A 25001-nucleotide genomic window follows, 5' to 3' on the forward strand; every position below is an offset into this window, starting at 1 on the left:
GATGACTCCGCAGACCCTCATAAGAGGTGTGCCTCAAGGTGGCTTGAACACGCAAAGCCGACCGCAATATGAAGGCATAGTTTGTCTGGGAGCGCAAGGATCAACTATATGCCCGAATGAATGGTATGTCCACCTAATTCTTGCGATTACGTAAAGTCTCAGGTATAACACCCTCCGTCGAAACGGATGGTGAAGCGCAGCCGCACGGGTGGCTCGTTCGAAGGGCGCACACTGGAACTATGAGTACTGGGCGTAAGGGTGAGGCGACCAACGGGCATCCGTCTGTCGTGTTGAAGTTGAGCGGGCACACGGCGGTGATCGAACCTGACCGGTTCACGCCTGGCAGCTTTCAGCTCGTCGTTGATGGCACCCCGCAGTCGCACGTGAATATCGATCACCCTGATGAGCTGTTCTTCGAGTACATCCAGCGCATCGGGCACGTGATCGACCTGCTCGGTGACCCGCACGAGCCGATCACGGCCGTGCACCTCGGTGCCGGGGCGCTCACATTACCCCGCTACGTTGAAGCGACCCGGCCCGGGTCTCGCCAGCAGGTCGTCGAGATTGAAAGCGACCTGATCGACCTCGTGCGCGAGGTTTTGCCGTGGGATAAACGTGCCCAGCTGCGGGTGCGCCACGGCGATGCCCGGGAGGTGCTCGGCAAATTGCCCGCCGGGCTGCACGGTGCGGTCGACCTCGTTGTGGTCGATATTTTTTCGGGAGCGCGTACCCCGAAGCACGTGACGAGCCGCGAATTCTTCGCTCTCACCGCCCCGCTGCTCTCGCCCCGCGGTGTGCTCGCCGTCAACGTGGCGGATGGCCCCGGGCTCGCGTTCGCGCGTGGCCAGGCCGCAACCCTCTCGGCGGTGTTCGAACACGTGATCGGTTTCGCCGAAACGCAGGTGCTCAAGGGCCGCCGCTTCGGCAACATCGTGTTCGTGGCAGCGCACACGCCGATCGACCTGAATTGGATCCCGCGGCTGCTGGCGAACGGACCGCACCCGGCCAAGGTCATCGAGGGTACCGAACTCAAAGCATTCATGGCCGGATCGCTCGTGGCGACCGACGAGACCTCGACGCAGTCGCCGCTGCCGGGCCGCACGGTCTTTCAGATCGGGCACTAGCGGAGCATCCGTTCCGAACTGCGGAGATTTTGCCCAATTCGGCTCACCCGACTCCTATCTTGGCGAACAACCGTAAATCTCCGCAGTTTTGAACGGCACCCTGGATAACTTCCCCCGAATTAGACCGCGCACCGCGCGACACTGCTCGAACGAAGGCCGGATCTGCACCGGCGGCGGTATTCTGGAGGCACCCTTCCTTCCCCCTGCGGCCCCGGCCGCCCTCGTCATTACAGGAACACACCCTGAGTTTCATCATCGGTTACGACCCCATCACCCTGCGCGAAAAAGTCGACCTGCTGGCCGCCGGCGAACGCCTTGAAGAACTCGGCAACCTGCGCAGCCTGGCCGCGCTCAACGAGAAGGTCGCCCTGCTGCGCCTGGTCGGTCGGCTCGACGAGGCCTGGGAGATCGCGAACGAGGCGCTGCGCCAGTCCCGGTTCACCGGCAACCGGGAGCAGGCCGTGGCCAGTCGCATCCGTCGTGCCCAGGTTCTGCAGTTCCAGGGCAAGCTCGACGAGGCTGCGAGCGAGCTGACCCACTGCATCCTCGACTCCGAGGTGCACGAATGGACCCGCCTCGCCGCCTACGCAAGGCAGCACCGCGGCAAGGTGTACTTCGACCAGGGCAACTTCGATGGCGCACTGGCGGACTTCACCGCGGCCGTGTTTCTGCGCGAGAAAGACGGCGCCGACGCCGACGAACTCGACAGCTCGCTGCTCGCGGTGGCCGTCGTGGAATCGCACATCGCGGCGCGCGGCTTGCCGGCCTGACCTACGCTCGCGCATAACTCCTGCAATTTCGCGCAGACCATCGAAACTGGCGCGGAATCATGCGGGACCCGATGTGTTCGACCAGAAATTGCAGGAGTTATGCCCCCATTCCAGCCGGAAAGTAGCCGGCGAACGAGTTCTCGGGCATGCTGTGTTCACCACGAAGGCGAGGTGAACGGTGACTGATCCTGTGCGGCGTCACGCGGTTTTCACCGCGTCTGCTGCGCTGCTGGTTCTCACGTTGAGCGGATGCAGCGCCGAAGCGCCGCGCGCCACACCGACGACGTTCACACCGGCCCAATCCATGCCCAGCGACAGTGCAGCTGCGGGACTGACGCCGGTGCATCCGCTCGGCGAACCGGTGGTGATCGCCTCGGGCCTTGCGGCTCCGTGGTCGATTCTGCGACTGCCGGACGGCGCCACGCTCATCAGCGAACGCGACACGACGCTGGTGCGCGAGTTGCTGCCCGACGGAAGCCTGCGGGAGACCGGCACGGTCGAGGCTGCAGAACCCAACGGGGAGGGTGGGCTGCTGGGCCTGGCCTTTCTGGCCGACGAAGCGGCTCCCGGCGGTGACGGCTGGGTCTACGCCTATTTCTCCACGGCGACCGACAACCGCATCGAGCGGATGCCGCTGGCCGGCTCCCCCGGCAGCCACACCCTCGGGGCGCCCACCGTCATTCTCAGCGGCATTCCGCGGGCTGGCAATCACAACGGCGGACGCATCGCGTTCGGCCCGGACGGACTGCTCTACGCGAGCATCGGGGACGCCGGGAACACCGCCAACGCCCAGGACCTTGACGCTCTCGGGGGCAAGATTCTGCGCCTGACCGCGACCGGTCAGGTACCAGCAGAAAACCCGTTCAACACGCTCGTGTACTCGTTCGGGCATCGGAACCCGCAGGGCCTGGCCTGGGATTCGCGCGGCCAGCTTTGGGCGAGCGAGTTCGGCCAAAACACCTGGGACGAGCTCAACCGCATCGTTCCCGGCGGCAACTACGGCTGGCCGCTCGTCGAAGGCCAGGCTGGGGACCCGGCATATCTCGACCCGGAACAGCAGTGGTCGACCGACCAGGCCAGCCCAAGCGGCATCGCCATCGTGAACGACACCATCTTCATGGCGAGTCTGCGCGGGGAACGATTGTGGAGCATCCCGATCACGGATGCCTCCTCCACCGACACCCCCACCGAGTGGTTTGTACACAGTTTCGGGCGGTTGCGCGACGTGGTGTCGGGGCCGGCTGGCACACTGTGGTTTGTGAGTAATAACACCGATGGCCGGGGCTCTCCGGCGGCCGGCGATGATCGGCTCTATCAAGTGAAGGTGGCGCCCTGATGATGCATGCCCCCGATCTGGCCCTGGTGGCCGACGGCGACGCAGGAACGGCGACTCCCTGATGGCCGACCTCGCCCAGGTGCGCCGGTGGGCTGACGCGCTCATCGTGCTCCACCTCGATCCCAGCTGGTCCTTCGGCTTCGACAACGCCAAGAAGCGGGCGGGCCTGTGCAATTTCAGCAAGAAGCACATCACCGTGTCGCGCTACCTCGCCTCGCGGTATTCCGACGACGACGTGCACCAGATTCTGCTGCACGAGCTGGCTCACGCTCTGGCCGGTCCGCGCGCCGGACACGGTCCGCGGTGGAAGAAAATGGCGCACGACCTCGGCTACGACGGCAAGCGCACCCACGACGGTGAGATCGCCAACGAGCTCGCCCCCTGGGTCGGCACCTGCCCCGCCGGGCACACGCACTTTCGATATCGCCAGCCCATCCGCCCCCTGGCCTGCGGCCTGTGCGCCCGCCGCTTCGACCAGGCGCACGCCATCACCTGGTTGCGTCGCGAGATCACCCCGGCGATCCGACGCCGGGCCGCGGCATCCGCTGGCCCCTAGCGCAGAGCGCGTTCGTACGCACCTGCGTGACTGCGCACCTGCGTGACTGCGCACAGGGCTTAGGCAGACACGCTTTGCTGAACGGTCCCGCTGGTCATGGCGAGTCGCCCATCGATCATGTGCACGACCGCGTGCATTCGCGGCAGGTGAACCAGCTCGTGGGTCACGAGAAGCGTAGGGGTGTGGAGGTCGATGGTGAGCTGGAGGATGAGCTCGATGATGCTGGCGCCGCGCTTCTGATCGAGGGCACTCGTCGGCTCGTCAACGAGCAACACGCTGGGGTTGTTCATGAGGGCGCGAGCGATATTGATTCGTTGACATTGGCCGCCCGATAGCTGATGCCGACGCTTGTGGCCGTGATCGGCCAATCCAACGGCCGCGAGCATCCGGTCGTGCGCGCGGGCCTGCGCGCCCTCCTCGATCTCGAACAGTGGATACCTCCTGAAGGACGCGCCTCCGCACGAACTCATTGCGGCCGTGCGGGCTGCTGCTGCCGGCGAGAGCGCCCTCGCTCCCGTCATCGCGAGTCGGCTGCTCAATCGCATGCGCGCACCCCAGATCAGTCTGAGCAAGCGAGAAATTCAAGTCCTCGAACTCGTCGCGATGGGCCTGCCCAATACCCAGATCTCGGCCGCACTCTTCGTGACCGAAACCACCGTGAAGTCGCACCTCGTGCACATTTTTTCCAAGCTTGACGTGTCGTCTCGTACCGCAGCGGTGTCCGCTGCGCGCCGCCTGGGCATCGTTCGCTAGCCGGCAACGGCCTCTCGCGAACGGCCTCGTTCCGCTCAGTGCGTGTCGTAGCGGGCGAGGGCGTCGGCATCCGTTGCATGGGTCATCGCACGGCGGGCGGTGTCGAGGGCGGTCACCGGGTCGGCCTCAGCCACGGCGAGCGCCAACTGGCGTTCGGCCTCGGCCAAGCGCGTGCGGGCTGCGGCCTGCACCCGACTGCGATGGGCGGCGACAAAGTCGTGGGTGACGGTGATCTGGCTGCGCGCGGTGAGCAGCGCGCCGGCCAGGGCGGTGCGGGCATTGTCAAGGCGCAGCTGGCGGTTGCGCGCCTCAGAGCGCATGCTGTCCAGCCCGTTCATCGCCGCTTCCAAAGCCGCAAGATCCGCAGCCGGGTCGCTCGTGCGTCCGGGCTCCCGCAAAGACGCCTGCACCGAAGCGGCTTCGGTGATGACCTGGTTGAGCGACGCGCTCGCGCCGGATTCCTCGTGACCATCGCGCAGGGCGCGAGCTTCGGCGAGTTCGGCGCCGGCAGCGTCCAGTGCCTGCTGCAGGTTGGCAAAGCCGCGATGCAGCTGATCTTCGCCAGTTTCGATCGCATCGAGCAGCTGCGTGGCCTGGAACAGGGCGTGCTCTGCGGCCTGCAACTGTTCGCCGACCGGCTCAGCGGATGCCGCGTCGAGGCGCGCCGCCGCAGCATCGGCACTCGCCCGGGCCGCGTCCAGAGCCGTGCGGGCCCGGCCGACGTTGCCACTGATCGGCGCGAGCGCTGCCGAAGAATAGCTCAGGCCCAGCCGGGTGAGGGTGCTCGCACCGCCCGCGACCCGGTCAACCACCCGATCGAGTCGGCGGCGCAGTTCGTCGAGCTGCTGCGGGGCGTTGCGCTCCACGCCGCGCTTGGCCGTGAAATCGCGTGCCTGGCTGGTCAGGCGGCTGGTCGCCTCGTCGGCGAGCTGCACAATTTGCTGGTTCCAGCGGGTGCGTTCGGCAGCGCTGTCTGGCACGGCATCGTCAAGTTTCTGCTGCAGTGCGAAGGCGTCGCTGAGCTGCCGCCTGGAGGTAGCGAGCGCCGCCGCAAACTCCCGCGTCGACGATTCTCCGAACTGCGCGATCGCGAAACTGAGTTCGTCGGTCGCGTCCTGCACGAGGTCGTCGGCGCGAACCAAGCTGCTCGCCGCGCTGCGCTCCAGTTCGGTGGCCGCCGCGCTCACCTGCCCGAGCCTGGCCCTGGTACGCCGCCGCGAGGCAGTCACCAGCGCCCAGACTCCGGCCACAACGAGGCCGATAACGATGACCGAGGGTACCCACCAGAGATCGCCATTCATGGGCTTGAGTCTAATAAGGGATTGCTGACCGAACGCTCTACCGGTCGTCAGCGGAGGGCCGGCGCATCTGCTGCCGGATCATCTCGAAGTCGTGCCGCGAGATCTCCAGCACACCGCGGCGCAGTTGAAAACCCCAGTCCGGGTTGCCGCGGGTCAGTTGCAGTACCGACAACAGCGGGCGGATGCTGGTGGGCCAGGCATCCAGGTCGTAGTCGGCCCGGCGCCGCCACGGCCGCCACGCGCTTCCGGGGTCGCCCACCTGATAGGCGTAGGCATCCGCTATGCGACCGATTGCGGTGAATTCCTTGAGCGGATCACCCTCGATCGCGGTCTTCGGCGAGTAGTAGACGATGCCGTCGGCCTCACCCATCTGCGCGATCACGTCGCCGGCACCGCGATTGGCGCGGGCGATGCCCAGATCGACCCCGCGCAGCACGTGCTCGCGGTGCACAACGCCGAGCCAGAACCGAATTGCCACCCTTCATTTGTACTGCATCCAGTTGTACTGCAGACCACCGTCAACCAGACTGGGCAGATGCGCGTACTGCTCAAAGAGATTCTCGACTGCACACCCGATGCCGCCTGGCATGCCATTCACAGCCCCGCAGTCTTTCGGGAGGTGATGAGCCCGTTCATGGTGGCCGAATCGCTCGAAGCCGACGGGTTTCCCACCCGGTGGGAGCCCGGCGAACACCCCGCCGTGTTCAGCGCCCTCGGCCTCGTACCGATGGGAACCCAGATCATTCGGCTCGCCAACTCGACCCACCGGCCCGACGGTGTGCGCATCGTGCGTGATACCGGCCGCGGTGTGTCCGGGGCGCTCGGAGCCGTCACCCTGTGGGACCACCGCATGGCCATCGCGCCCGATCCGGCCGGAACGGGCAAAACGCTCTACCGCGACCAGCTCATCTTTCGCGGCCGCCCGGCGAGCCTCGCGCTTTGGCCGACCTTCTGGGCGTTTTGGCAGTGGCGCATGCTGCGCCTCAAACGCCTCGCGCCCACCTGGCAGCACGACACTGGCATCGACGACCCCAGTTTTGTGCCGCCCGCGGCGGTAGCGTAGCCCGTATGAGTTCTTCCCTCGGAGCCTTGCAGATCGCCGACTGGCGTCGTCGAGTCACCGGACTGTACGCGGGGGTGCGTCAGCTGAGCGCGAGCAGTCCGCAGAGCGGGCACGAATTGTGGCGGTCGGGGCGAGATGAACTGTTCGCCGGGCATCCGTCGTCGCCGTTGCTGCCCGACGACCGTTCGGCGTTTACCGGGCTGTCGGTCGCCGCCTACGACCCCGACTGGCGGTTCGAGGCCGAGGTGCACCGGGCCGAACAGCCCTATCGGCTGAACGTGGAGACCGGAACCGACGGCACCGTAACGTTCGATCTGGTGGGAACCGTGCGACTGCCCTACCTGGGCTCTCTCGACGTGTGGCGCCTCGCGAGCTACGGCGGCGGACTGTTCCTTCCACTGAAAGACGCTCTGGCCGGCAAAAACGATGGAACCTACGGCGGCGGACGCTACCTGCTCGACACTATTAAAGGCGCCGACCTCGGCCCTGGTGTCGGCGACGACAGTGTCATTCTCGATTTCAACTTCGCCTACAACCCCTCCTGCGCCTACGACCCGATGTGGGCCTGCCCGCTGCCGCAGAGCGGCAATATCATCAACGTCGAGGTGCCCGTCGGCGAGCTGTACCACGGCGACCACTCCTAACTAGCGGGGTGGCCGTTCATAACTGCGGACATTCTTCCAGATTCACCCGTTTCAAGCCCACGGCGCCCCAAATATCCAATAATTTCCGCGGTTCGGTACGGGCCTCCAGGTAGCACGCGTGAAGACGGGGCAGATGCCGCCGAACCCAGCCGATTTGACAGCATCCGCTAGAGTGAGAGTACTTGTGAGTGCGTAGTTGCGCTCGCTGCGTCGTAGAACGCCCTCTTCTCTATCCGGCGGCCCACCAGGGCTAGCCTGATTTTTCGAATGAATCATTCTTACGGCGAACGGATGTGCCCCTCGGCACCTTCGCCATGTGAATCCTCCTGGTTTGATTGCCGCAGCGCGGTAAACCGAACGGGCGAGGAGACTGATGCCCGAAAGGCACCACTTTGTCTACAACTTTCAGCGCGCTCGGCGTGCCGACACCCCTCGTTAAGGTTCTCTCGTCCCAGGGAATCGATAGCGCCTTCCCCATTCAGGTCGATACCCTTCCTGACACCCTGAACGGTCGGGACGTGCTCGGCCGCGGCAAGACCGGCTCGGGTAAGACGCTCGCGTTCGCGATTCCGATGGTGTCGCGTCTTGGCGGCAACCTGGCCGGCGGCAAGCGTCGCCCTGGGCGCCCGCTCGGCCTCATCCTCGCGCCGACCCGCGAGCTCGCCACGCAGATCACCAACGCCATCACCCCGCTCGCCGAGGCCTACGGCCTCAATACGACCACCATCTTCGGCGGTGTGTCGCAGGGACGTCAGGTCGCCGCCCTCAAGGCCGGCGTCGATATCGTCGTGGCCTGCCCCGGCCGCCTCGAGGACCTCATGAAGCAGGGCTTCGTGAACCTCGACACCGTCGAGATCACCGTTCTCGACGAGGCCGACCACATGGCCGACCTCGGCTTTCTGCCCGTTGTCACCCGCATCCTCGACAAGACGCCGGGCAACGGCCAGCGCATGCTGTTCTCCGCCACGCTCGACAACGGCGTTGACAAGATCGTCAAGCGCTTTCTGCACGACCCGGTGATGCACTCGGTCGACGAGGCCAACAGCCACGTCTCGGCCATGACCCACCACGTGTTCGAAGTTTCTGGCGTCGACGCGAAGAAGGAACTCGTGCAGAAGCTCGCGAGCGGCTCCGGCCGTCGCATCCTCTTCATGCGCACCAAGCACCAGGCCAAGAAGCTCGCCAAGAGCCTCACCGACGCCGGCATCCCCTCCGTCGACCTGCACGGAAACCTGTCGCAGGTAGCCCGTGACCGCAACCTCGCTGCCTTCAGCGCCGGCACCGTCAAGGTTCTCGTCGCAACGGATGTCGCCGCTCGCGGCGTGCACGTGGACGACATCGAACTCGTCATCCACGTCGACCCGCCGGCCGAGCACAAGGCCTACCTGCACCGATCGGGCCGAACCGCCCGGGCTGGCAGCGCCGGTGACGTCGTCACCGTGGTATTGCCAGAGCAGAAGCGCGACACCGATGCCCTGTTGCGCAAGGCCGCCATCAAGGTGACCCCGCAGCGCGTGGATTCTTCCTCCCCCGCCGTCGACGCGCTCGTCGGCGATATCGCCGCCTATGTCAAGCCGGCTCCCCGGGTCGAGGCGCCGCAGCAGCAGCGCCAGTCGCAGGGCGGTCGCTCGCAGGGTGGCCGTTCGCAGGGTGGCCGTTCGCAGGGTGAGCGCAGTGGTCGCCCCAGCCGTGACGGTGATTCCAGCCGTGGCGGTCGCGATGCCGGCGCAAGCCGTGACGGAGCCCGCCAGGGTGCCCGCACGGAGCGCACCGACGGCGGCCGCGGCCGTAGCAGCGACTCGGCTTCGGCCGGTGGCGTCCGTCGCGAGCGGTCCGGTCGTCCGGCCGGCGCCGCCAGCGCGCCCCGCACGGGTTCGGCCGCCGGCCGTTCCGGCGGACCCCGCGTGGGCAGCCTCCAGGTCGGCGGACTCGTTCGCGGTCCACGCGAGGGTGGAGCCGGCCGTTCGGCTCCGCGCCGCTCGCAGGGCTGAGCCACCAGCATCCGCTTGAACCAGCCGTGAAATGGGTCGGTCTCCCCTGAGGCCGGCCCATTGCTGTGTTCGGGACCACCCGCAAACACGGTTAGTGTGAAATCATGAACACCAAAGTTGTCGTTCGACCCGTCAGCGAAGCCGATGCCGAAAGCCTGGGCCGCGTACACGCCGCCTGCTGGCATGAAACCTACGATCACCTGCTCAGCGAGGCGGCCCTGAGCCAGTTGCGGCCGCAGCGCCTCGCAGCCATGTGGCGTCGGTTCACCACCCAGGGATCCGAGTACCGCCAAAGCGTCGTGCTCGTTGACGACGAGATCGTCGGCTTCGCCGGCAGCGGACCGAGCCGCGACGACGATCAGCCCACCGCGCACGAGCTGTTCTTCATGTATTTGCTCGACGCCCAGCACGGCACCGGCATCGGCCAGAAGCTGTTCGATTCCGTCGTCGACCCCGGCCCGTCGTCGCTCTGGGTCGCTGCCGATAACCCTCGCGCACACGCCTTCTATGCCCGCAACGGTTACCTCGCCGACGGTCACGAACGCACCGAAGAGGTACTCGGCGAGAAGCTGCACGAGGTGCGATTAGCGCGCTAGCGGCATGCTCACAAGTGCAAATTTCGCCATTCAGCGCGTTTCCGGCCCGAATTGCCCGCAATGGGAATTCTGGGCGGATTCATAGCAATACAGTGAACGCATGACTCCTTCTACGACCCCCGAGGCCATCCCGGTCATCCTCGACGTTGACACCGGCGTCGATGACGCGATGGCTATCCTGTTCGCGCTCGCGCACCCCGGCATCAACGTGCTCGGCATCAGTTGTGTGGCCGGCAATGCCTCGCTGGAACGCGTCGTCGATAACACCCTGCGCATTCTCGACGTCGCGGAAGCGCCGCAGATTCCGGTCGCCGCCGGTGCCCGGCGTCCCCTGCTCGAACCGGCCAGGTCGGCCGCGCACGTGCACGGCGAGAGCGGCCTCGGCACGCTGCAGCTTCCGCCAACCAACCGAAAGGCGGAGCCGATCAGCTCGATCGAGCTCATGCACCGGCTGATTCGGGCCAGCCCGCACCGGGTCACCCTGGTCGGCCTCGCGCCGCAAACCAACCTGGCACTGCTGCTGCGCCAATACCCCGACGTGGTCGACAACATTCAGCGCATCGTCTTCATGGGTGGTTCCACCACGGTCGGCAACGCCACGGCCGTCGCCGAATTCAACGTCTGGCACGATCCGGAGGCCGCCGCAATCGTTCTCGACTCCGGCGTGCCGACCTTCATGTACGGACTCGACGTGTTCAACCAGGTCTCCGTTCCGGAGCAGGTCGCCGTCGCGCTCGCGCACAGCGATTCCGGCCTCGCCCACGTTGTCGGTCGACTCCTGAGCAACCGGGTCGCGCTGGGGTCGGGTCGCAACGCCGAATATACGGGTCTCATCGGCGACGCCGGCGCCCTGTGCGCGCTCGTCGACCCCGACGCACTACAAACGGCGATGCTGCCGCTGCGTGTGCAGCTCTCCGGCTACGGCCGCGGCCAGACGCTCGTCGACAAGCGCACGCATCCCGGCGAAGACATCATGCACGGTCTCGCCAGCCAATGGGAAGCCGCCGAGGTAGCCCTCGACGTCGACGTCGATCGGTACGTGCAGCTCTTCCTCGAAACGCTCGGCCTCGGCTCGGCGCTGCCGGCTTAGGCCCCCACAACGGATGCCGTGCGCCAACCTGCCGCACGGCATCCGTTTGCGCCCGAGCGCGTCAGTACAGCTGGCCCACCGAGGCAAGCGCGGCACGGAGCAGGGTGCCGCGGCCGCCTTCCATTTCGGCCGAGACGCCAGGGGATGCGGCTTCGGCGGGGGTCATCCAGGTGATCTCGAGCGCGTCCTGGCGGGGATCGCAGGTGCCGGAGACGGGAACGACGTAGGCCAGCGAGACGGCATGCTGGCGGTCATCCGTGTAGGCGGTGATTCCGGGCATGGGAAAGTATTCGGCGACGGTGAACGGCACCGGGCTGGCCGGCAGCTGCGGAAAAGCCATCGGTCCGAGGTCCTTCTCGAGGTGACGAAACAGCGCGTCGCGCAGAGTCTCGCCGTAGAGCACCCGGCCGGAGACCAGCGTGCGGGTCATCTCGCCCGTCGGACGGGCGCGCAGGAGCACTCCGACTTCGACCACCTGGCCGAGGCCGTCGACCCGCACGGGCACGGCCTCGATGTAAAGAATCGGCAACCGGCGGCGAATCTCGGCGAGCTCGACGTCTTTCAGCCAGCCCGGGTTCGTGTTTTGGGCTCCCGCGGGGGGCTTCGGCGTCCAGTCCGGGTCTGGGTCAGGGGTTCGCACGCTCATAGTGCCATTCTGTCCTACGCCGGCCCGCCGCGCGCACCCGTACGGGATCGGTACCGTGTTCCCGCCGTGGCGTATTCAGCAAATGGGCCAGTGGGAACCGACCGAAACCCCATCAAACCGCGCTACGACGTTGGGCCCCTCGGCGGGTTTCCTGAATTCGCCCCCGACACCGGGCGGTGCAAGTATGGAGATGCGCGGCGCCGACACGTCACGAACCCCGGGAGGATCCCCATGACCACCAGCACCCCCATCGACAACGCCGCCGTACTCTGGTCGGCGACCGGCACCGACCGGGATGACCGCCCGTTGTTGATCATCATGCACGGCTACGGCTCGCACGAAGGCGACCTGTTCTCGCTTGCCCCGCACCTGCCGCTCGAGCCGGTGATCGCGGCACTGCGGGCGCCGCTGCCGGCTCCGGCGCCCGTCACCGACGGCTGGGCCTGGTTTCCAATCAGCGAACCTGGCAGCCCCGATCCGGCCACCGTCGCCGTCGCCGTTGCCGCGGTGCTCGCCTGGCTCGATGCCCTGCCGCAGCAGCCAACATCCGTCGGTCTGCTCGGCTTCTCGCAGGGCGGCGCCATGGCGCTCGAGCTGCTGCGCGCCGCGCCCGACCGGTTCAGCTTCGCGGTAAACCTCTCAGGCTTCATCGCGCGCGGCCCGCAGACCGGCGATGCCGTACTTGCCGAGCAGCCACTGCCCGTGTTCTGGGGTCGAGGCACGGCCGACGGTGTCATTCCGGCGAGCGCGATCGAACGAACCCAAGCCTGGCTGCCCGGCCACAGCACCATGACCGAGCGCATCTACGAGGGGCTGCCCCACTCGATCTCGCCGGCCGAACTCGGTGACGTGGTCAACTTTCTGCGCGTGCAGTACGTAGACGTCGCGGTGGAACCGACAACCTAGACGCAGCCAGCCAAGCGGATGCCGCAGCCCGGCATCCGCTGCCCGGTCGCGACGCGACTAGCGGTCGCGCTTGGCCTGCTCTTGGGCGGCCTGGCGTTCGACGTGCGCCTTCTTGGCCGCACGGTGAGCGTCGCGGTCTTTCACCGCAATCTGGTCGGCGCGCACGCCGGCCTGGGTGGAACGTTCGAGCACGAGCCAGGCCGGCGGCTGCTGCAGAAGGGCGGCGATCTCGGCGGTGGTCAGCGGGTCGACGATCTCGCTGCGGGCCAGGCCTGAGATCGAGACGCCGAGCTTGGCGGCAACGACCTGACGGGGGTGCGGACCGTTGGCGCGCAACTCGACCAGCCATTCCGGCGGGTTCGCCATAAGCTCGGCAAGCTCGGTGCGGCTGACAAATTCGGTCTGAAACGTAGCCGGTGCCGCGTCGAGCAGAATCCCGAGTTTCTGGGCCGCCGTGGCGGGCTTCATGGTCTGGGGCTTCTTCTCGGAACTCATTGTTCCAGCGTATAGCCTGAGAGAGCCCTCGTTTGGGCGAAACGCACGCTCAACTACCCGAGAAAGGACGCCGGTGAGCTTTTCCATCGCCTTCGTCGCCGGTGTGACCCCTACCAAGTGGACTCGCATCTGGAATGACCGCCGCCCCGACGTTCCGCTCACCGTGTTTCGCACCGAGACCGCCGAGCAGATTGCGGTACTGCACGACGGCCGAGCCGAGGTGAGCCTCGTGCGCCTGCCCATCGACGACATCAACCTGAGCGTCATCAACCTGTACAACGAAATTGCGGTGGTCGTCGGCTCCAAGGATCACGAGATCCTGCAGTCCGAGACCGTGCTGCTGGCCGACCTCGCCGGCGAACATCTCTTGCAGAACCCCGACGACGTTCCAGAGTGGCGCGACCTCGCCGACGAAGTGCGTGACGGCAACCGACGTGCCCTCCCGCCGATGCGCGACCTCGCCGAAACCATGGAGCAGGTCGCCGCCGGCGTCGGCATCATCATCGTGCCGCACTCGATAGCCCGGCTGTACGGTCGTAAGGACGTCGTGTCCCGCCCGGTGACCGGTGTCGCCCCGACCCAGATCGCTCTGGCCTGGATCGCCCGGGAGACCACCGACGACATCGAGGACTTCATCGGCATCGTGCGCGGACGGTCGAAAGCGAGCTCCCGCACCGATACCGGAGCGGCGGCGGCCGACGCTGCGGCATCCGCTGAAGCCGATGAGGCGCCATCGCGCAACGATGGGCGGCCGCCGAAGCCCCCGCGCAAGCCCAAGAAGACCGATAAGGCCAAGGCCGCCGCGAAAGCCATTCGGGTCGCGGCGGCTAAGGCCAAACCCGCCGTGCGCAAGAAGGTCGAGAACTCCCCGGGCCGCACCCGGCCGACGAAGAACCCCAACAAGGGAAAGAGCCGCGGCCGCTAACGCCCCGGCTTACGGGTTCTTCAAAACCGACAGAATATTGCCCGACGGATCGGTGAACCAGGCGATGTCAGGTCCCTGCCCGCCGCCGGCGGCTATGCCCTTGTCGTTTTGTTCGAATCCGTCGTAACGCAGAAAATCCACGCCACGCTCGGTGAGCTCGTCGACGGTGGCGTCGAGGTCGGTGACCGCAAAGTTGAGAATCGTATAGGTGGCCGGCACGAACTCCGGTTTTGGGTAGACGATGACGGTGGCACCACCGGGAAGCGCGATGCGTAACATGCCCATCTCCCCGACCGTCACCTCGAGACCGAGTGTTTCGGCGTAGAAGGTGCGCGCGGCGTCGAGATCGGAAACGGCGAATCCGCTGAAGCCGGCGACGATGCCGACGGCGTGCTCGGACTGGTGCTGGACCATGAGGGTGACTCCTTCGTCGAGAAAATCGGTCAGCGGGAGCTGATCGAGGCGAACTTACGGATGCACAGCGGTACGAACACCAGCAGCATCACCGCGATGCCGATGAGAACGGTCAGAATCGGGTTCTGCATGGTCCAGATATCGGGAACCGGCGCGGTACCGAGATTCCCGAACAGCTGCCGCACGGCCTGCACGAGCGAGGACACCGGGTTCCACTCGGCGAAAACCCGCAGCACGGTGGGCAGGGTCTCGCTCGGCACGAAGGCGTTCGAGACGAAGGTTAGCGGAAAGAGGATGAGGAACGACGCGTTGTTGATGACCTCCGGGCTCTTCACGCTCATGCCGAGCAGCGCCATCACCCAGCTGAACGCGTAGCCGAACAGCAGGAGCAGTCCGACTCCGGCCAGAAATTCGGGCGGCGAGGTCGTGACCCGCCAACCGACCGCCAAGCCGGTGGCCATCATGATGACCATGGAGATGGTGTTCAACACGAGGTCGCCATTCGTTCGACCAATCAGCACAGCGGATGCGTTCATCGGCAGGCTCCGAAAGCGGTCGATGATGCCTTCCTTGAGGTCGAGCGCCATAGCCGCACCCGAGAATGTGGCCCCGAACACGACCGTTTGCGCGAAAATGCCGGCCATTAGAAACTGGGTGTAATCGCTGCCCTGCACCGCGATAGCTCCGCCGTATACCTGGCTGAACAGCAGCACGAACATGATGGGCTGGATCACAGCGAAGACAAGCATGTCGGGTGAGCGCTTGATCTTAATGAGGTTGCGCTTGGTGACGGTCCAACCGTCGGAATACCACAGAGACAGTGGGTTCCAGCTGGGCAACGGGGGCAGTATGCTCACGCGGGATCCCGTCCCGGTCGGACCGGTCTCAGCCATCAGGGTCTCAGCCGTCGGGGTCTCGCCAGGGTCCGTGAGGGTCCGGGCAGATCCGATCGTCGCCGAACCGGTGGCCGCAGGCTTGGCCGTGGCGTCGTTGGCCGGAAGGCTGGCGTGCCGGGGGCTCATTTGACGCTTTCCAAATCTGCCGCGTCGGCATCCGCTGCACTCGCCGCTCGTGTCTGGTCCCGTTTGGCTTGCGCCCGTTTGGTGAGCTTGGGACCGCCGGCATCCGAGTCGTCGTCGGTCGCGTTGGGATCGGCTTTGTGGCCGGTGAGCTTGAGAAAGACATCGTCGAGGGTGGGGCGGCGCATGCCGGCGTCGTGCAGGTTGATCTGGGCGGCGCGCAGGTCGGCGAGCATGTTCTGCAGCGCGGTCGGGCCGTCGGTGACGGCCACTTCGACTCCGCGACCGTCCGTCGACACCGACGGCTTTCCCGAGCCGTACCGGGCCAGTATGTCGCGGGCAGCCGCGCCGTCGGCCGCATCGACGAGCGCGACAACCACGCGGTGTCCGCCGATCTGCGCCTTGAGCTGATCGGAGGTGCCCTCAGCGATGACCCGGCCGTCGTCGACAACGACGATGTCGTCAGCGAGCTGATCGGCCTCTTCGAGGTATTGCGTGGTCAGCAGCACGGTCGTGCCGTCGGCGACGAGCCGTTTGATGACGTCCCACAGCGCGATGCGGCTGCGCGGGTCGAGCCCGGTCGTCGGCTCGTCGAGAAAGAGCACCTTAGGGTTGATTACGAGCGCGCCGGCAAGGTCGATGCGCCGCCGCATGCCACCGGAAAACCCCTTCACCGGCCGGTTGCCGGCAGCGGTGAGCTCGAACAGGTCGATCAGCTCCTGCGCCCTCTGGCGGGCGGCCGCGCCGCCCAGATGGTACAGGCGGCCGACCATTTCCAGATTTTCAAAACCGGTGAGGTTCTCGTCGACGGCGGCATACTGGCCAGATACCCCGATGATGCGGCGCACCGATTTGGGGTGGCGCACGACGTCGATTCCGTCGATGACGGCGGTGCCGGCATCCGGTCGAATCAGGGTCGTGAGCATTTTCACGACGGTGGTTTTGCCGGCGCCGTTCGGGCCGAGCAACGCCTTGACCGTTCCGCGCGGAACCTGCAGATCGAGCCCGGCGAGAGCGTGCACCGGCCCGCTCTTGGACTGGTAGGTCTTGGTCAGGCCCTGGGCCTCAATGATCACGAAGATTCCTTGCTGGGGGGGGTATCGAGAGGAGAAGTGCAAGCTGCCTGCAATGCTAGTAACGCTCCCCAATTTCGACAACCGCGGATGTCGATTCGGACGGGGCCCGGGCCCGGAACGCGGGCCCATGATACAAACTGGGCCCGGGGCCACAAGGTGGGCCGGGCATCCGCTTCGCTAGAGCCGCGCGAGCCGCTCGATGTCTTCGAGGAACTCGGCCGCGACCTCGTCGGACACGGTTCGGCGGGTTTCGGAGATCGCCAGGGCGTAGTCCTCGGTGCTCGGGCCGTTGATGACCGGCCCGTCACCGGTCTGGTACAGAGCCTTCTCGAGGGCGTGCTGGGAGGCCCGGTGGGCGGCATACTCCACGTCGGCCGGAGAGAATCCGTCGCTCTGTTCCACCAGAATGGCGAGATCAACCTCGTGCGACACCGTCTCGGGAATGTAACGCTCCCAGATGGCCTGGCGGGCGGCGACATCCGGCAGCCCGATCGGCACGACATAGTCGAAGCGGCCGTGCCGGAGAAAGGCGGAGTCGAGCGCGCGAATGAAGTTGGTCGCGCAAACCAGCAGGCGTCCGGGCTGTTCGCGGAAAGCCGGGATGATCTTGAGCAGCTCGTTGGTCACACCCTGCATCGCCGACGGCGGTTCGCCAGAGCGTTGAGCGGCGATCTCCTCGACCTCGTCGATGAAGACGACCGCGTGTTCGAGTTCGGAGATCTTCAGAAACGTCTCGCGCAGCGCCCCGGCGAGGCCCTGCGGGTCGGCCGCAAGGCGCGACGGGAAGACCTCGATGAATGACCATTCCAGGCGGGAGGCGATCGCCTTGGCGAAGGTCGTCTTTCCGGTGCCGGGAGGGCCGAACAGCACGACGGCCTTGGGCGGCGAGACTCCGTATTGCTCGGCCAGTTCGGGCTTGGCCAGGGGCATGACCAGGCGGCGCTCGAGCAGTTCCTTCTCACGGGCCATGCCGCCGACCTTCTGCCACAGGTCTCGCGGCAGCACCCGCCCACCGAGCTCACCGAGAAGCTTGAGCTCCTCGCGCTGCACGGGAATGTGCCGCTCAAAGTAGCGCAGGTTCTTCTTCACCTCGAAACCACGGTTGAGGAAGGCATCAATCTTGGCTTCGGATTCGGGCATGAGCGCCGAAAGTTTGGTCATTCCGTGCGGGGCCATGCGCGCTTCGAGTGCGGCGAGCATGGCCGTGCCGATGCCCTGGCTCTGCCATTTCGCGGCGGTCGCCAGAAAGACGATCCAGCCCTGCGCGTGGGCGGCGCGGCCGACAGCCGCACCAACCACCTCGTCACCGTGCACGGCAACGACGGCGTGGTCCTTCTGGCAGGAGGCGAGCACCTCGGACAGGCCGTACACCGGCTCGGTGTCGGAGGCCTTGATCTCTTCCCACAGCCGCAGGATGCCGTCCAGATCGTCGGAGTGAAAATCGCGCAGTCGCCAGCCAGTCATCGTGAACCTCGCATCTTTGGGTGTACTGCCAATCTATTGCACCAGCTGTTGCGCCCCCGCCGGCCACCTCTGCACCGCCCACCGCGCATAACTCCTGCAATTCGGCCGGCAAATTCTAACGAGTCCCGAAAACACGCTCAACTATTCGAGGCCCCGGGTAATTTGCAGGAGTTATGCGGGGGCGGGCCCATGCACGGGGGAAAATTCAGGCGCGAAAGGCGGCAGCGAGGATGCGCGGCAGCCTGCGCGCCAACGGGTGCGCCGCGAATTCGGTCAGCAGGCGGGCGGTGCGCGTGCCGCTGCGGGACGACACGAACCACGGCGGTTTCGGCAGCAGCGCCCAGTTGCCGTGAAGCAGCGAGCGCGGAAATGGCCGGAACGGTCCCCGAACGACGGTGCGTTCGACCCCATCGAGCAGAAGCGCGTTGTGCACCACCCCGATACCGCTGCCCACATTCTTTAGGGTGTGACCCGGAAACGCGCCCCACGGCGCCGCCGAGGACAGAAAGCCCACGCCGGTCCAGGCGTTGATCGCGACGGTTCCGTAGCGCAGACGTTCCACGGCCAGCTCGAATCCCGGCCCGAGCCGCCGAATAGTGCCGGGAAGTCCGAGAATATTGGCACCGAGAGTGCCGAGAAAGTCGCGGTTCACCGTTTCGACGGCCGTGTCGAGAAAGGCCTGCCCGATTCCAGGTAACTCCAGTACGCCGAGCACCGGTGCGAAGTATTCCGTGACGAGCATATTTTCACTTGAAGCGGATGCTGCCCCCACCGCGGCATCCGCGGTCTCCACGAGCAGACGCCCGCCGACCAGAGATCGGGAGGCAGGATAGGCGGCGCGGGCAGCGCGCATCCGTTCGTCGCTGCCGGGGTACCAGGACGCGCGCGCGGGGGCGGCCGTGAGGGCGGCCTCCACCGCGTCGAGGAACGCGGCTTTCTGCGGCCAGGCGGCGCTGAGCACGAGCACCTGGCCTGCGATGCAGTTGTAGCCGCCGTTGTGCAGCCGCATGGTGGCGATGTGTTGGGCCTGGTAGCGCAGGTCGCGGGCGCTCCACCGGCCCGGCAGCACAATGATCGGCGAGACACCGCCGAGCTCGCTGCTGATCGGCTTATCGAGGCGGGGCGAATCGGCACCTCCGAACACGATTGCATCATGGGTGGCCGCGCTGCCGGTGATATGTACGTGGCTGATGCCGGCGTGGTGGGCGAGGTAGCCGCCCACCTCGGCACCCCCGGTCACGATGCGCAGCAGTCCGGCGTCGATGAGTGGGGCGAGAGCCGCCTGATAGACCGGCAGCAGACCGTTGAAGGTGGGGTTGAGCTTGAGGATCGAGACCCGATTGTGCGCCACCAGCTCGTAGAGCACGTCGAGCGGCGCGATGGAAGAGATATTTCCGGCGCCGAGCACGAGCCCGACCGCGCCGGGCGCCGACGGGGTGAGCTGGCCAAGTCCGACGTGCGCGCGGGCCTCTGCCGTCGTGATGCCCGGTTTGAGCCAGGCGCGGGCGGTGAATCCGTGCAGGAGCAGACCGTCATAGGGGTTGTGCGGAAGCACGGCCACCGTCACGCGACCGCCCGGCGCCCGCCCGAACCGCTTGCCGTCGAGCGGGTTGCGCCCCGAATTGATCGTTCGCAGCGTGCGCCTGAGCGTGGTCAGTGCGGTGAGCACGCCGTAGGGACCGGTCAGCCATTCCTCGCCGATCAGCGGCGAGGACGGCTCGAGGCCCTTGGCGCGCGCTGCGGCGGCCACCCACCGCTCGGCCTCGACGGCAACGGATGCCGCCGTGCGGGCCAGCAGGTCGGCGCGCGCCGCAAGGGCGGTCGCCGCCCACCGCTCACTGCCGGCATTCAGCTCGGCGATAGCACGGTCGAGCCCAGCGGTGTTCATTGCGCCTAGTGTGCCACAACCGGGCAGTGCAGCTGGGTACGCTCGCCGGTGCGGTCGATGTCGTGCTGGTCCATCGGTTGGGCGCAGACCGGGCAGGCTCGCACCGGCGCGGGCGCCGCTGGCAGCAGATCGGAGCCGCTCGGACCGACCGGCGGTGGCCCAAGAATGGGAAACAGTCGACCGTTGAGCCAGGCCGTGAAGCCGCCGGGTCCCTTGCTGCGCGGGTGGGATTCCTTACCGTGTGTCATAACTGTTAGTGTACTAACTAAACGCACGAAGACGAAACGGAACGCCCCATGACATCATCAACGCTCGAGAACCCCCTCGCTCTCGACAACCAGGTCTGCTTCGCGCTGGCGATCGCCTCCCGCAATGTCATCGCCCTCTATCGCCCGATTCTCGAGCCGCTCGGCCTCACGCATCCCCAATACCTGGTGATGCTCGCCCTCTGGGATGAAAGCCCGCGCACGCTTAAGGGCCTCGGCCAGACGCTCTGCCTTGAGCCGGCCACCCTCTCGCCCCTGTTAAAACGGCTGGAAACGACCGGCTACGTCAGCCGCCAGCGCCGTGCCGCCGACGAACGCACGCTCGACATCACCCTGACACCCGAGGGCACGGCCCTGCGCGCGGTAGCCGAGACCATTCCGCCGCGGGTCGTCGCCGCCCTCAACCTTCCCCTGGCGGAGCTCGCCTCCCTGCGCGACGCACTGCACCGAGTGATGGCCGCAACCGCCTGATCGCGCGCACTGGACGCCGAACCAGCCATACTCCGTGGCGAATTCAGAAATCCAAGCCCGCCGGCAGGCTCGGGCCTCGCCAATCCGGGCATGGTCGGCCCGAACCCGGCGATTTCCCGAATTTGCCACGGGAGGCACCGGCGCGGGAACGGCGCCCCCCGACACCCGCTGGTGGGGTGCCGAGCCGGGTACAGCCTTAGGCGACGGCGTCGGCGACGCTCAGCAGCTCGGCGTGGAACGCCCATGCCACGTGCGGGTTGGTAATGCGTCCATCGTGGGTGTTCAGGCCCAGAGCGAGGGCGGCGTCTTCTTTGATCGCTTTCTTCCAGCCCTTCTGGGCCAGTGCCACAACGTAGGGCAGGGTCGCGTTGGTCAGCGCGCGGGTGGACGTGGCCGGCACGGCACCGGGCATGTTGGCGACGCAGTAGTAGATGCTGTCGTGCACGGCGAAGGTGGGGTTGTCGTGCGTCGTGGCGTGCGAGCCCTCGAAGCAGCCGCCCTGGTCGATCGCGATGTCCACGAGCACTGAGCCGGGCTTCATCGACGCGACCATGGCGTCGGTGACGAGCTTGGGGGCCTGCGCGCCCGGAATGAGCACGGAGCCGATCACGAGGTCGGCCTCCCGCACCTGCTCCGCGATCTCGTACTGGGTCGACGCGCGTGTCTGGATCTCGCCGTTGAAGCGAGCCTCGAGCTGGCGCAGACGAGCCAGCGACAGGTCGATGACGGTCACGTCGGCGCCCATGCCGAGCGCATTGGCCGCAGCGTGCTCGCCGGCGACGCCGCCGCCGATCACGACGACTTTGGCCTTGGGGGTTCCGGGCACACCGCCGAGCAGAATTCCGCTTCCGCCGTTGGCGCTGAGCAGGTGGTAGGCGCCGACCTGCACCGAGAGCCGGCCCGCGACCTCGCTCATCGGGGAGAGCAGCGGCAGGCTGCGGTCGGGCAGCTGTACTGTTTCGTAGGCGATCGCGGTCGTGCCCGACTTGAGCAGTGCCTCGGTGCACTCAGCGGATGCCGCGAGGTGCAAATAGGTGAACAGCACCTGGCCAGGGCGCATCAGCGGGTATTCACTGGCAATGGGCTCCTTGACCTTCAGGAGCAGTTCGGCCGCGGCCCAGACTTCGGCGGCGGTGTCGACGATGGATGCTCCGGCGAGGCGAAAGGCATCATCGGTGATGCTCGAGCCGAGGCCGGCGCCCTTTTCAACGATAACCTCGTGGCCGCGGCGGGTGAGCTCGTTGACGCCGGCCGGGGTGATCGCGACCCGGTTCTCGTTGTTCTTGATCTCTGTGGGAATGCCGACCAACATAAGGGCTCCGTCTCGAAGGTTGCTGCCGAACGACTCGGCGGTAATAGACGTAAGACTGCTATTGATTCGTTTCGACTAGGTAAAATCCGTAGAATCTGCCAGACTTTAGGAATATTCCACGCAATATGCGGCCACAAGGAGACAAGAGATGGCAGAAACGAAGAGGATTCGGGTCGTTGAGACCCTCGACGAGATCGACCGCATTCTGGTCACGGCGCTGCAGGCAGATTCCCGCACCACCAACAGCCGGCTGGCCAGCGTGGCCGGCATCGCCGAGTCCACCTGCGTCTCCCGGGTGCGTTCGCTGGTCAGCCGCGGAATCCTCACGCGCTTCACGGCCATGGTCGACCCCAAATCGATCGGACTCGGCCTGCAGGCGCTGATCAGTGTGAGCATTCGCGCCGGTGCTCGCACGCACATCCCGGCCTTTCGCGATTCAATCCGGGTGATGCCGAGGGTCGTGCAGCTGTTCTTTCTGGGCGGGTCAGAGGACTTCATCATTCACCTCTCGGCCCGCGACACCGACGACGTGCGCGATTTTGTGCTGGAGAACCTCTCGGCCAACCCGGCGGTGGCGTCGACCCGCACGAGCATGGTGTTCGAGCATTTCTACAACGGCGTCGCTCCCGAGTAGTGCAGCCAGCGCGTGTTATTCGCGCCAGTATCCGGCCTTGCCGAGCAGCTGAACCTCGCGATTCGCGGTCTCCGGCACCGGCACCTCGGGCGGAAACACGCCGAAACCCCGCCACATTTCAATGTCGGGAGCGATCTGCTCCCACAGGCTCTCGACCAGCGGGTCGGGAAGAGAATACTCGAGGCCCACGTGTTTGGCGATACTCCAGGCCTGGAACGCCCGGTAGAGGGCGGTGTGCTGCAGCGCTTCCTTCAGCGGATAGTCGCCGTAGCTGAGATGCACGATCTTGTCGGGGTCTAGTTCGCCTATGACCACGGCCGTCGTAGCCTCGTTGATGCGGTCGTAATTGCCGATCGGATCGTCCTGGAGCAGATCGCCCTTGTAGGTATCGCCCACCTCCTCGATCGTTTTTCCGTCGAGAACCGCGGGCAGCCAGGCTTCGTCTTCAGCGTGCGCCGCGAGAATGTCGCGTACGGTCGGGTTCTTTTTGCGCGACCACTCGGCCGGGGCTGGCAGGTCGAGCTGGGCGGTAGTGATCTGGTCGACGACAAAGCGTAACGCGGCATCCGCTTGAAGGAACATCTCTCTCTGCTTCATTGGGGAAAATTAGCACCCGTTTCTAGAATCGGCTAGTCACTCGGCCTGACGCTGGCCACAATCACGGCGATCTGCACGACGGTCGGGTTGCCGCTGTGCCGAAGATGCTCGGCGATGGCATCGTGCACGCGCCCGCTGACATCGGCCGACGACTCGGCGGCACCGATGCCGATTTTGGCCGTGACCCGCAGCCCATCGGCCTGGTGCGCGATGTGCACCAGAGGCGCTATGGGTGCGCGATGCGCCACCGCACCAAGAGTGGCGGCGAGCACGGCGGTCACGATCGACCCGGCCGGGTACAGCGCGTCGACACCGACAACCTGGCGCACCAGCGCGTCGAGCTTTTCTATGGAAGGAAGAACCGTGGTCATCAGTGCTCCTTTTCTTGAGCGGATGAATCGGGCAGGGCCTGTAGGTCGCTCACCGTGATGTCGATGGCCGCCACAACAAGTTCGGTGTATTTGTGCAGGGCGACGTACATCGCGTGTCGCAACTGCTCCGCCAGCAACGGTATATTCTGCCCGGGGAATACGGTCACGTCGACCATGATAGAGATCGGCGTGCCGGGCACGCTGACGTCGCCGACCAGCACACACCGGCCGACGAACAGGTTCTGCATCCGGTCGCCGACTTCCCGAAGAACACCGCGAACGGCGCCCTCCGTCACCACCAGCCGGGCGGTCGGCGAGGGATGGCTCAACGGAATCTCGCGGCCGGCGTGCGCCTCCAGGGTGATGTTGTCGAGAATTGAGGCCACCCAGCTGTCGTCGCGCAGCGATTCCCGTTTTAGGTCCTTGTCGAGCAGCGTCTGCTGGGCTCGGCGCAGCCGTTCGAGACCGCGCAGGGCAATCTCACACTCCGGCGAATCGTCAATGCTCGGGTCGGCGGGAACCCGTCCGCGGTCCAGATAGTCGCTGAGCTGCTCGATGGTGTGGCCGTGCAGGCCGGCCTGCTCCCGCTCGGTGTCGTTGAGGTCGAATGCGAGGAATCGCCGGTTTGTCGGTGTCAGTTCGGTCATCGCCATTCCTCCATCTCACGAAGCAGGGTCTTGCGGGCCCGGGCCAGCAGTCCACGCACGGTGGAGAGCGGAAGATTTAGCTCGTCGGCAATGTCACCGTAGCTGTACTCGGCGAGTTCCCGCAGGGTCCAGCAACGGCGTTGGTCCTCCGGAAGGGTCGCTAGCACCCGCGCGAGAGCCTCAGTCTGCGACTCAGCCTCGGCCAGAGCGTGCGGTGCGTGGCTTTCCGGCGCCGGGGCATCCGTGTCCTCGATGTTCACGTGAAGACGGCGAGCCCGCAGGCGATCGATGCTTTTGCGGCTAACAATGCGCATGAGCCAGCTCTTCACCGCGCTGCCGTCGTCGAGGGTGCCGAGTTGCTGCCAGGCCGTGATGAACGACTCCTGCACGACATCGTCGGTCTCGTCGTTGGAACCGAGAACCCGGGTGGCGTAGATCCGCATCAGCGGGCCGTACCGCCGCACGAGCACTTCAAAGGCTCGGAGGTCACCGTCGGCGGCGCGGTCGGAGAGCATCTGATCGGTCGCCCCAGCGAGCGGCGATGCGACCTGCTCACGCAGAGTGCTGGGCATTGCCCTCCTTCCAAAGTACCAAACAAAAGTTTTTCTCATCTTGGCGTGACGAATATGCCACAGGTTTCGTCTTA

The 25001-nt window shown here is 66.1% G+C and carries 30 protein-coding genes and 1 pseudogene; 14 read left to right on the plus strand and 17 right to left on the minus strand.

Annotation, left to right across the window (positions count from 1 at the left end; genetic code table 11):
• The first annotated feature begins 239 nt into the window (after positions 1–239).
• On the plus strand, positions 240–1124 hold the full coding sequence (locus QMK31_RS06205; protein WP_283500066.1) for a spermidine synthase: 885 nt from the start codon (positions 240–242) through the stop codon (positions 1122–1124).
• A 227-nt stretch (positions 1125–1351) separates the two neighbouring features.
• Here QMK31_RS06205 and QMK31_RS06210 read toward each other — a convergent pair whose 3' ends face one another.
• Complete coding sequence (locus tag QMK31_RS06210; protein WP_283500067.1) at positions 1352–1687, minus strand: hypothetical protein; 336 nt, start codon at positions 1685–1687, stop codon at positions 1352–1354.
• Here QMK31_RS06210 and QMK31_RS06215 point away from each other — a divergent pair.
• The 3 genes from QMK31_RS06215 (at position 1682) to QMK31_RS06225 (ending at position 3786) form a co-directional block, all read left to right on the plus strand.
• Positions 1682–1894, plus strand: coding sequence for a tetratricopeptide repeat protein (locus tag QMK31_RS06215; protein ID WP_283500068.1), 213 nt, complete (start codon positions 1682–1684; stop codon positions 1892–1894). The two genes, QMK31_RS06210 and QMK31_RS06215, sit on opposite strands and share 6 nt — an antisense overlap.
• 178 nt (positions 1895–2072) lie before the next feature.
• Positions 2073–3230: a PQQ-dependent sugar dehydrogenase gene (locus QMK31_RS06220; protein ID WP_283500069.1), complete on the plus strand. Its 1158-nt coding sequence runs from the start codon at positions 2073–2075 to the stop codon at positions 3228–3230.
• Positions 3231–3291: 61 nt separating this feature from the next.
• Positions 3292–3786, plus strand: coding sequence for a SprT-like domain-containing protein (locus QMK31_RS06225; RefSeq protein WP_283500070.1), 495 nt, complete (start codon positions 3292–3294; stop codon positions 3784–3786).
• Between the two features lie 59 nt (positions 3787–3845).
• Here QMK31_RS06225 and QMK31_RS06230 read toward each other — a convergent pair whose 3' ends face one another.
• On the minus strand, positions 3846–4331 hold the full coding sequence (locus tag QMK31_RS06230) for an ATP-binding cassette domain-containing protein (protein WP_349361547.1): 486 nt from the start codon (positions 4329–4331) through the stop codon (positions 3846–3848).
• Here QMK31_RS06230 and QMK31_RS06235 point away from each other — a divergent pair.
• Positions 4216–4539 (plus strand): annotated as a pseudogene (locus QMK31_RS06235) (response regulator transcription factor); the annotation flags it as partial. The gene QMK31_RS06230 and the pseudogene QMK31_RS06235 overlap by 116 nt on opposite strands.
• Positions 4540–4574: 35 nt before the next feature.
• Here the strand turns inward: QMK31_RS06235 and QMK31_RS06240 are convergent.
• Complete coding sequence (locus QMK31_RS06240) at positions 4575–5840, minus strand: hypothetical protein (RefSeq protein WP_283500071.1); 1266 nt, start codon at positions 5838–5840, stop codon at positions 4575–4577.
• Between the two features lie 37 nt (positions 5841–5877).
• Positions 5878–6318 (minus strand): EVE domain-containing protein, encoded by a 441-nt coding sequence (locus QMK31_RS06245; protein WP_283500072.1) that lies wholly within the window; start codon positions 6316–6318, stop codon positions 5878–5880.
• Positions 6319–6375: 57 nt separating this feature from the next.
• Here QMK31_RS06245 and QMK31_RS06250 point away from each other — a divergent pair, with 57 nt between their 5' ends.
• The 5 genes from QMK31_RS06250 to QMK31_RS06270 all read left to right on the plus strand — a co-directional run bounded on the left by QMK31_RS06250 (position 6376) and on the right by QMK31_RS06270 (position 11224).
• Positions 6376–6903, plus strand: coding sequence for a hypothetical protein (locus QMK31_RS06250; protein ID WP_283500073.1), 528 nt, complete (start codon positions 6376–6378; stop codon positions 6901–6903).
• A gap of 5 nt (positions 6904–6908) precedes the next feature.
• Entirely contained in the window at positions 6909–7547 is a 639-nt protein-coding gene (locus QMK31_RS06255; RefSeq protein WP_283500074.1) for a DUF1684 domain-containing protein, read from the plus strand.
• Between the two features lie 392 nt (positions 7548–7939).
• Positions 7940–9538, plus strand: coding sequence for a DEAD/DEAH box helicase (locus QMK31_RS06260; protein ID WP_283500075.1), 1599 nt, complete (start codon positions 7940–7942; stop codon positions 9536–9538).
• 104 nt (positions 9539–9642) lie between these two features.
• Complete coding sequence (locus QMK31_RS06265; protein ID WP_283500076.1) at positions 9643–10134, plus strand: GNAT family N-acetyltransferase; 492 nt, start codon at positions 9643–9645, stop codon at positions 10132–10134.
• 100 nt (positions 10135–10234) lie between these two features.
• Positions 10235–11224, plus strand: a complete 990-nt coding sequence (locus QMK31_RS06270) for a nucleoside hydrolase (protein WP_283500077.1) — start codon at positions 10235–10237, stop codon at positions 11222–11224.
• Between the two features lie 61 nt (positions 11225–11285).
• Here QMK31_RS06270 and QMK31_RS06275 read toward each other — a convergent pair whose 3' ends face one another.
• Positions 11286–11870, minus strand: coding sequence for an NUDIX hydrolase family protein (locus QMK31_RS06275; RefSeq protein ID WP_283500078.1), 585 nt, complete (start codon positions 11868–11870; stop codon positions 11286–11288).
• A gap of 231 nt (positions 11871–12101) precedes the next feature.
• Between QMK31_RS06275 and QMK31_RS06280 the strand changes: the two genes are divergently transcribed.
• A complete protein-coding gene (locus tag QMK31_RS06280; protein WP_283500079.1) occupies positions 12102–12776 on the plus strand; it encodes an alpha/beta hydrolase in 675 nt (224 codons plus the stop codon).
• A 57-nt stretch (positions 12777–12833) separates the two neighbouring features.
• On the opposite strand, the gene QMK31_RS06285 is transcribed toward QMK31_RS06280, so the two are convergent.
• A complete protein-coding gene (locus QMK31_RS06285) occupies positions 12834–13271 on the minus strand; it encodes a DUF5997 family protein (protein ID WP_283500080.1) in 438 nt (145 codons plus the stop codon).
• A gap of 73 nt (positions 13272–13344) precedes the next feature.
• Here QMK31_RS06285 and QMK31_RS06290 point away from each other — a divergent pair, with 73 nt between their 5' ends.
• Positions 13345–14196 (plus strand): LysR family substrate-binding domain-containing protein, encoded by an 852-nt coding sequence (locus QMK31_RS06290; protein WP_283500081.1) that lies wholly within the window; start codon positions 13345–13347, stop codon positions 14194–14196.
• Positions 14197–14205: 9 nt separating this feature from the next.
• Here QMK31_RS06290 and QMK31_RS06295 read toward each other — a convergent pair whose 3' ends face one another.
• The 6 genes from QMK31_RS06295 to QMK31_RS06320 all read right to left on the minus strand — a co-directional run bounded on the left by QMK31_RS06295 (position 14206) and on the right by QMK31_RS06320 (position 20305).
• The gene (locus tag QMK31_RS06295) at positions 14206–14610 is read right to left on the minus strand and encodes a VOC family protein (protein ID WP_283500082.1); all 405 of its coding nucleotides are present in this window, start codon (positions 14608–14610) and stop codon (positions 14206–14208) included.
• A 29-nt stretch (positions 14611–14639) separates the two neighbouring features.
• A complete protein-coding gene (locus QMK31_RS06300) occupies positions 14640–15632 on the minus strand; it encodes an ABC transporter permease (RefSeq protein WP_283500083.1) in 993 nt (330 codons plus the stop codon).
• Positions 15629–16711 (minus strand): ATP-binding cassette domain-containing protein, encoded by a 1083-nt coding sequence (locus QMK31_RS06305; RefSeq protein ID WP_502852677.1) that lies wholly within the window; start codon positions 16709–16711, stop codon positions 15629–15631. The genes QMK31_RS06300 and QMK31_RS06305 overlap by 4 nt, the downstream gene beginning before the upstream one ends.
• A 171-nt stretch (positions 16712–16882) precedes the next feature.
• Positions 16883–18169: an ATP-binding protein gene (locus QMK31_RS06310; protein ID WP_283500085.1), complete on the minus strand. Its 1287-nt coding sequence runs from the start codon at positions 18167–18169 to the stop codon at positions 16883–16885.
• 205 nt (positions 18170–18374) lie between these two features.
• A complete protein-coding gene (locus tag QMK31_RS06315; RefSeq protein WP_283500086.1) occupies positions 18375–20057 on the minus strand; it encodes an aldehyde dehydrogenase family protein in 1683 nt (560 codons plus the stop codon).
• Between the two features lie 5 nt (positions 20058–20062).
• Positions 20063–20305 (minus strand): hypothetical protein, encoded by a 243-nt coding sequence (locus QMK31_RS06320; protein ID WP_283500087.1) that lies wholly within the window; start codon positions 20303–20305, stop codon positions 20063–20065.
• Between the two features lie 48 nt (positions 20306–20353).
• Between QMK31_RS06320 and QMK31_RS06325 the strand changes: the two genes are divergently transcribed.
• Positions 20354–20794, plus strand: coding sequence for a MarR family winged helix-turn-helix transcriptional regulator (locus tag QMK31_RS06325; RefSeq protein WP_283500088.1), 441 nt, complete (start codon positions 20354–20356; stop codon positions 20792–20794).
• A gap of 196 nt (positions 20795–20990) precedes the next feature.
• Here the strand turns inward: QMK31_RS06325 and ald are convergent, their stop codons facing one another.
• Positions 20991–22106, minus strand: a complete 1116-nt coding sequence (gene ald / locus QMK31_RS06330) for an alanine dehydrogenase (RefSeq protein WP_283500089.1) — start codon at positions 22104–22106, stop codon at positions 20991–20993.
• Between the two features lie 148 nt (positions 22107–22254).
• On the opposite strand from ald, the gene QMK31_RS06335 reads away from it, so the two are divergent.
• Positions 22255–22740: an Lrp/AsnC family transcriptional regulator gene (locus tag QMK31_RS06335; protein ID WP_283500090.1), complete on the plus strand. Its 486-nt coding sequence runs from the start codon at positions 22255–22257 to the stop codon at positions 22738–22740.
• 15 nt (positions 22741–22755) lie between these two features.
• On the opposite strand, the gene QMK31_RS06340 is transcribed toward QMK31_RS06335, so the two are convergent.
• The 4 genes from QMK31_RS06340 to QMK31_RS06355 are packed head-to-tail and all read right to left on the minus strand — an operon-like array spanning position 22756 to position 24927.
• Positions 22756–23337, minus strand: a complete 582-nt coding sequence (locus QMK31_RS06340) for a DinB family protein (RefSeq protein ID WP_283500091.1) — start codon at positions 23335–23337, stop codon at positions 22756–22758.
• Between the two features lie 32 nt (positions 23338–23369).
• Positions 23370–23708 carry a hypothetical protein gene (locus QMK31_RS06345; protein WP_283500092.1) on the minus strand — a complete coding sequence of 113 codons (339 nt, stop codon included), beginning with the start codon at positions 23706–23708 and terminating at the stop codon, positions 23370–23372.
• Complete coding sequence (locus tag QMK31_RS06350; RefSeq protein WP_283500093.1) at positions 23708–24355, minus strand: Asp23/Gls24 family envelope stress response protein; 648 nt, start codon at positions 24353–24355, stop codon at positions 23708–23710. The genes QMK31_RS06345 and QMK31_RS06350 overlap by 1 nt, the downstream gene beginning before the upstream one ends.
• Entirely contained in the window at positions 24352–24927 is a 576-nt protein-coding gene (locus QMK31_RS06355; protein ID WP_283500094.1) for an RNA polymerase sigma factor, read from the minus strand. The genes QMK31_RS06350 and QMK31_RS06355 overlap by 4 nt, the downstream gene beginning before the upstream one ends.
• Positions 24928–25001 lie beyond the last annotated feature (74 nt).

The sequence above is a fragment of the Cryobacterium sp. PH31-O1 genome (genome assembly GCF_030063455.1).
Lineage (GTDB): Bacteria > Actinomycetota > Actinomycetes > Actinomycetales > Microbacteriaceae > Cryobacterium.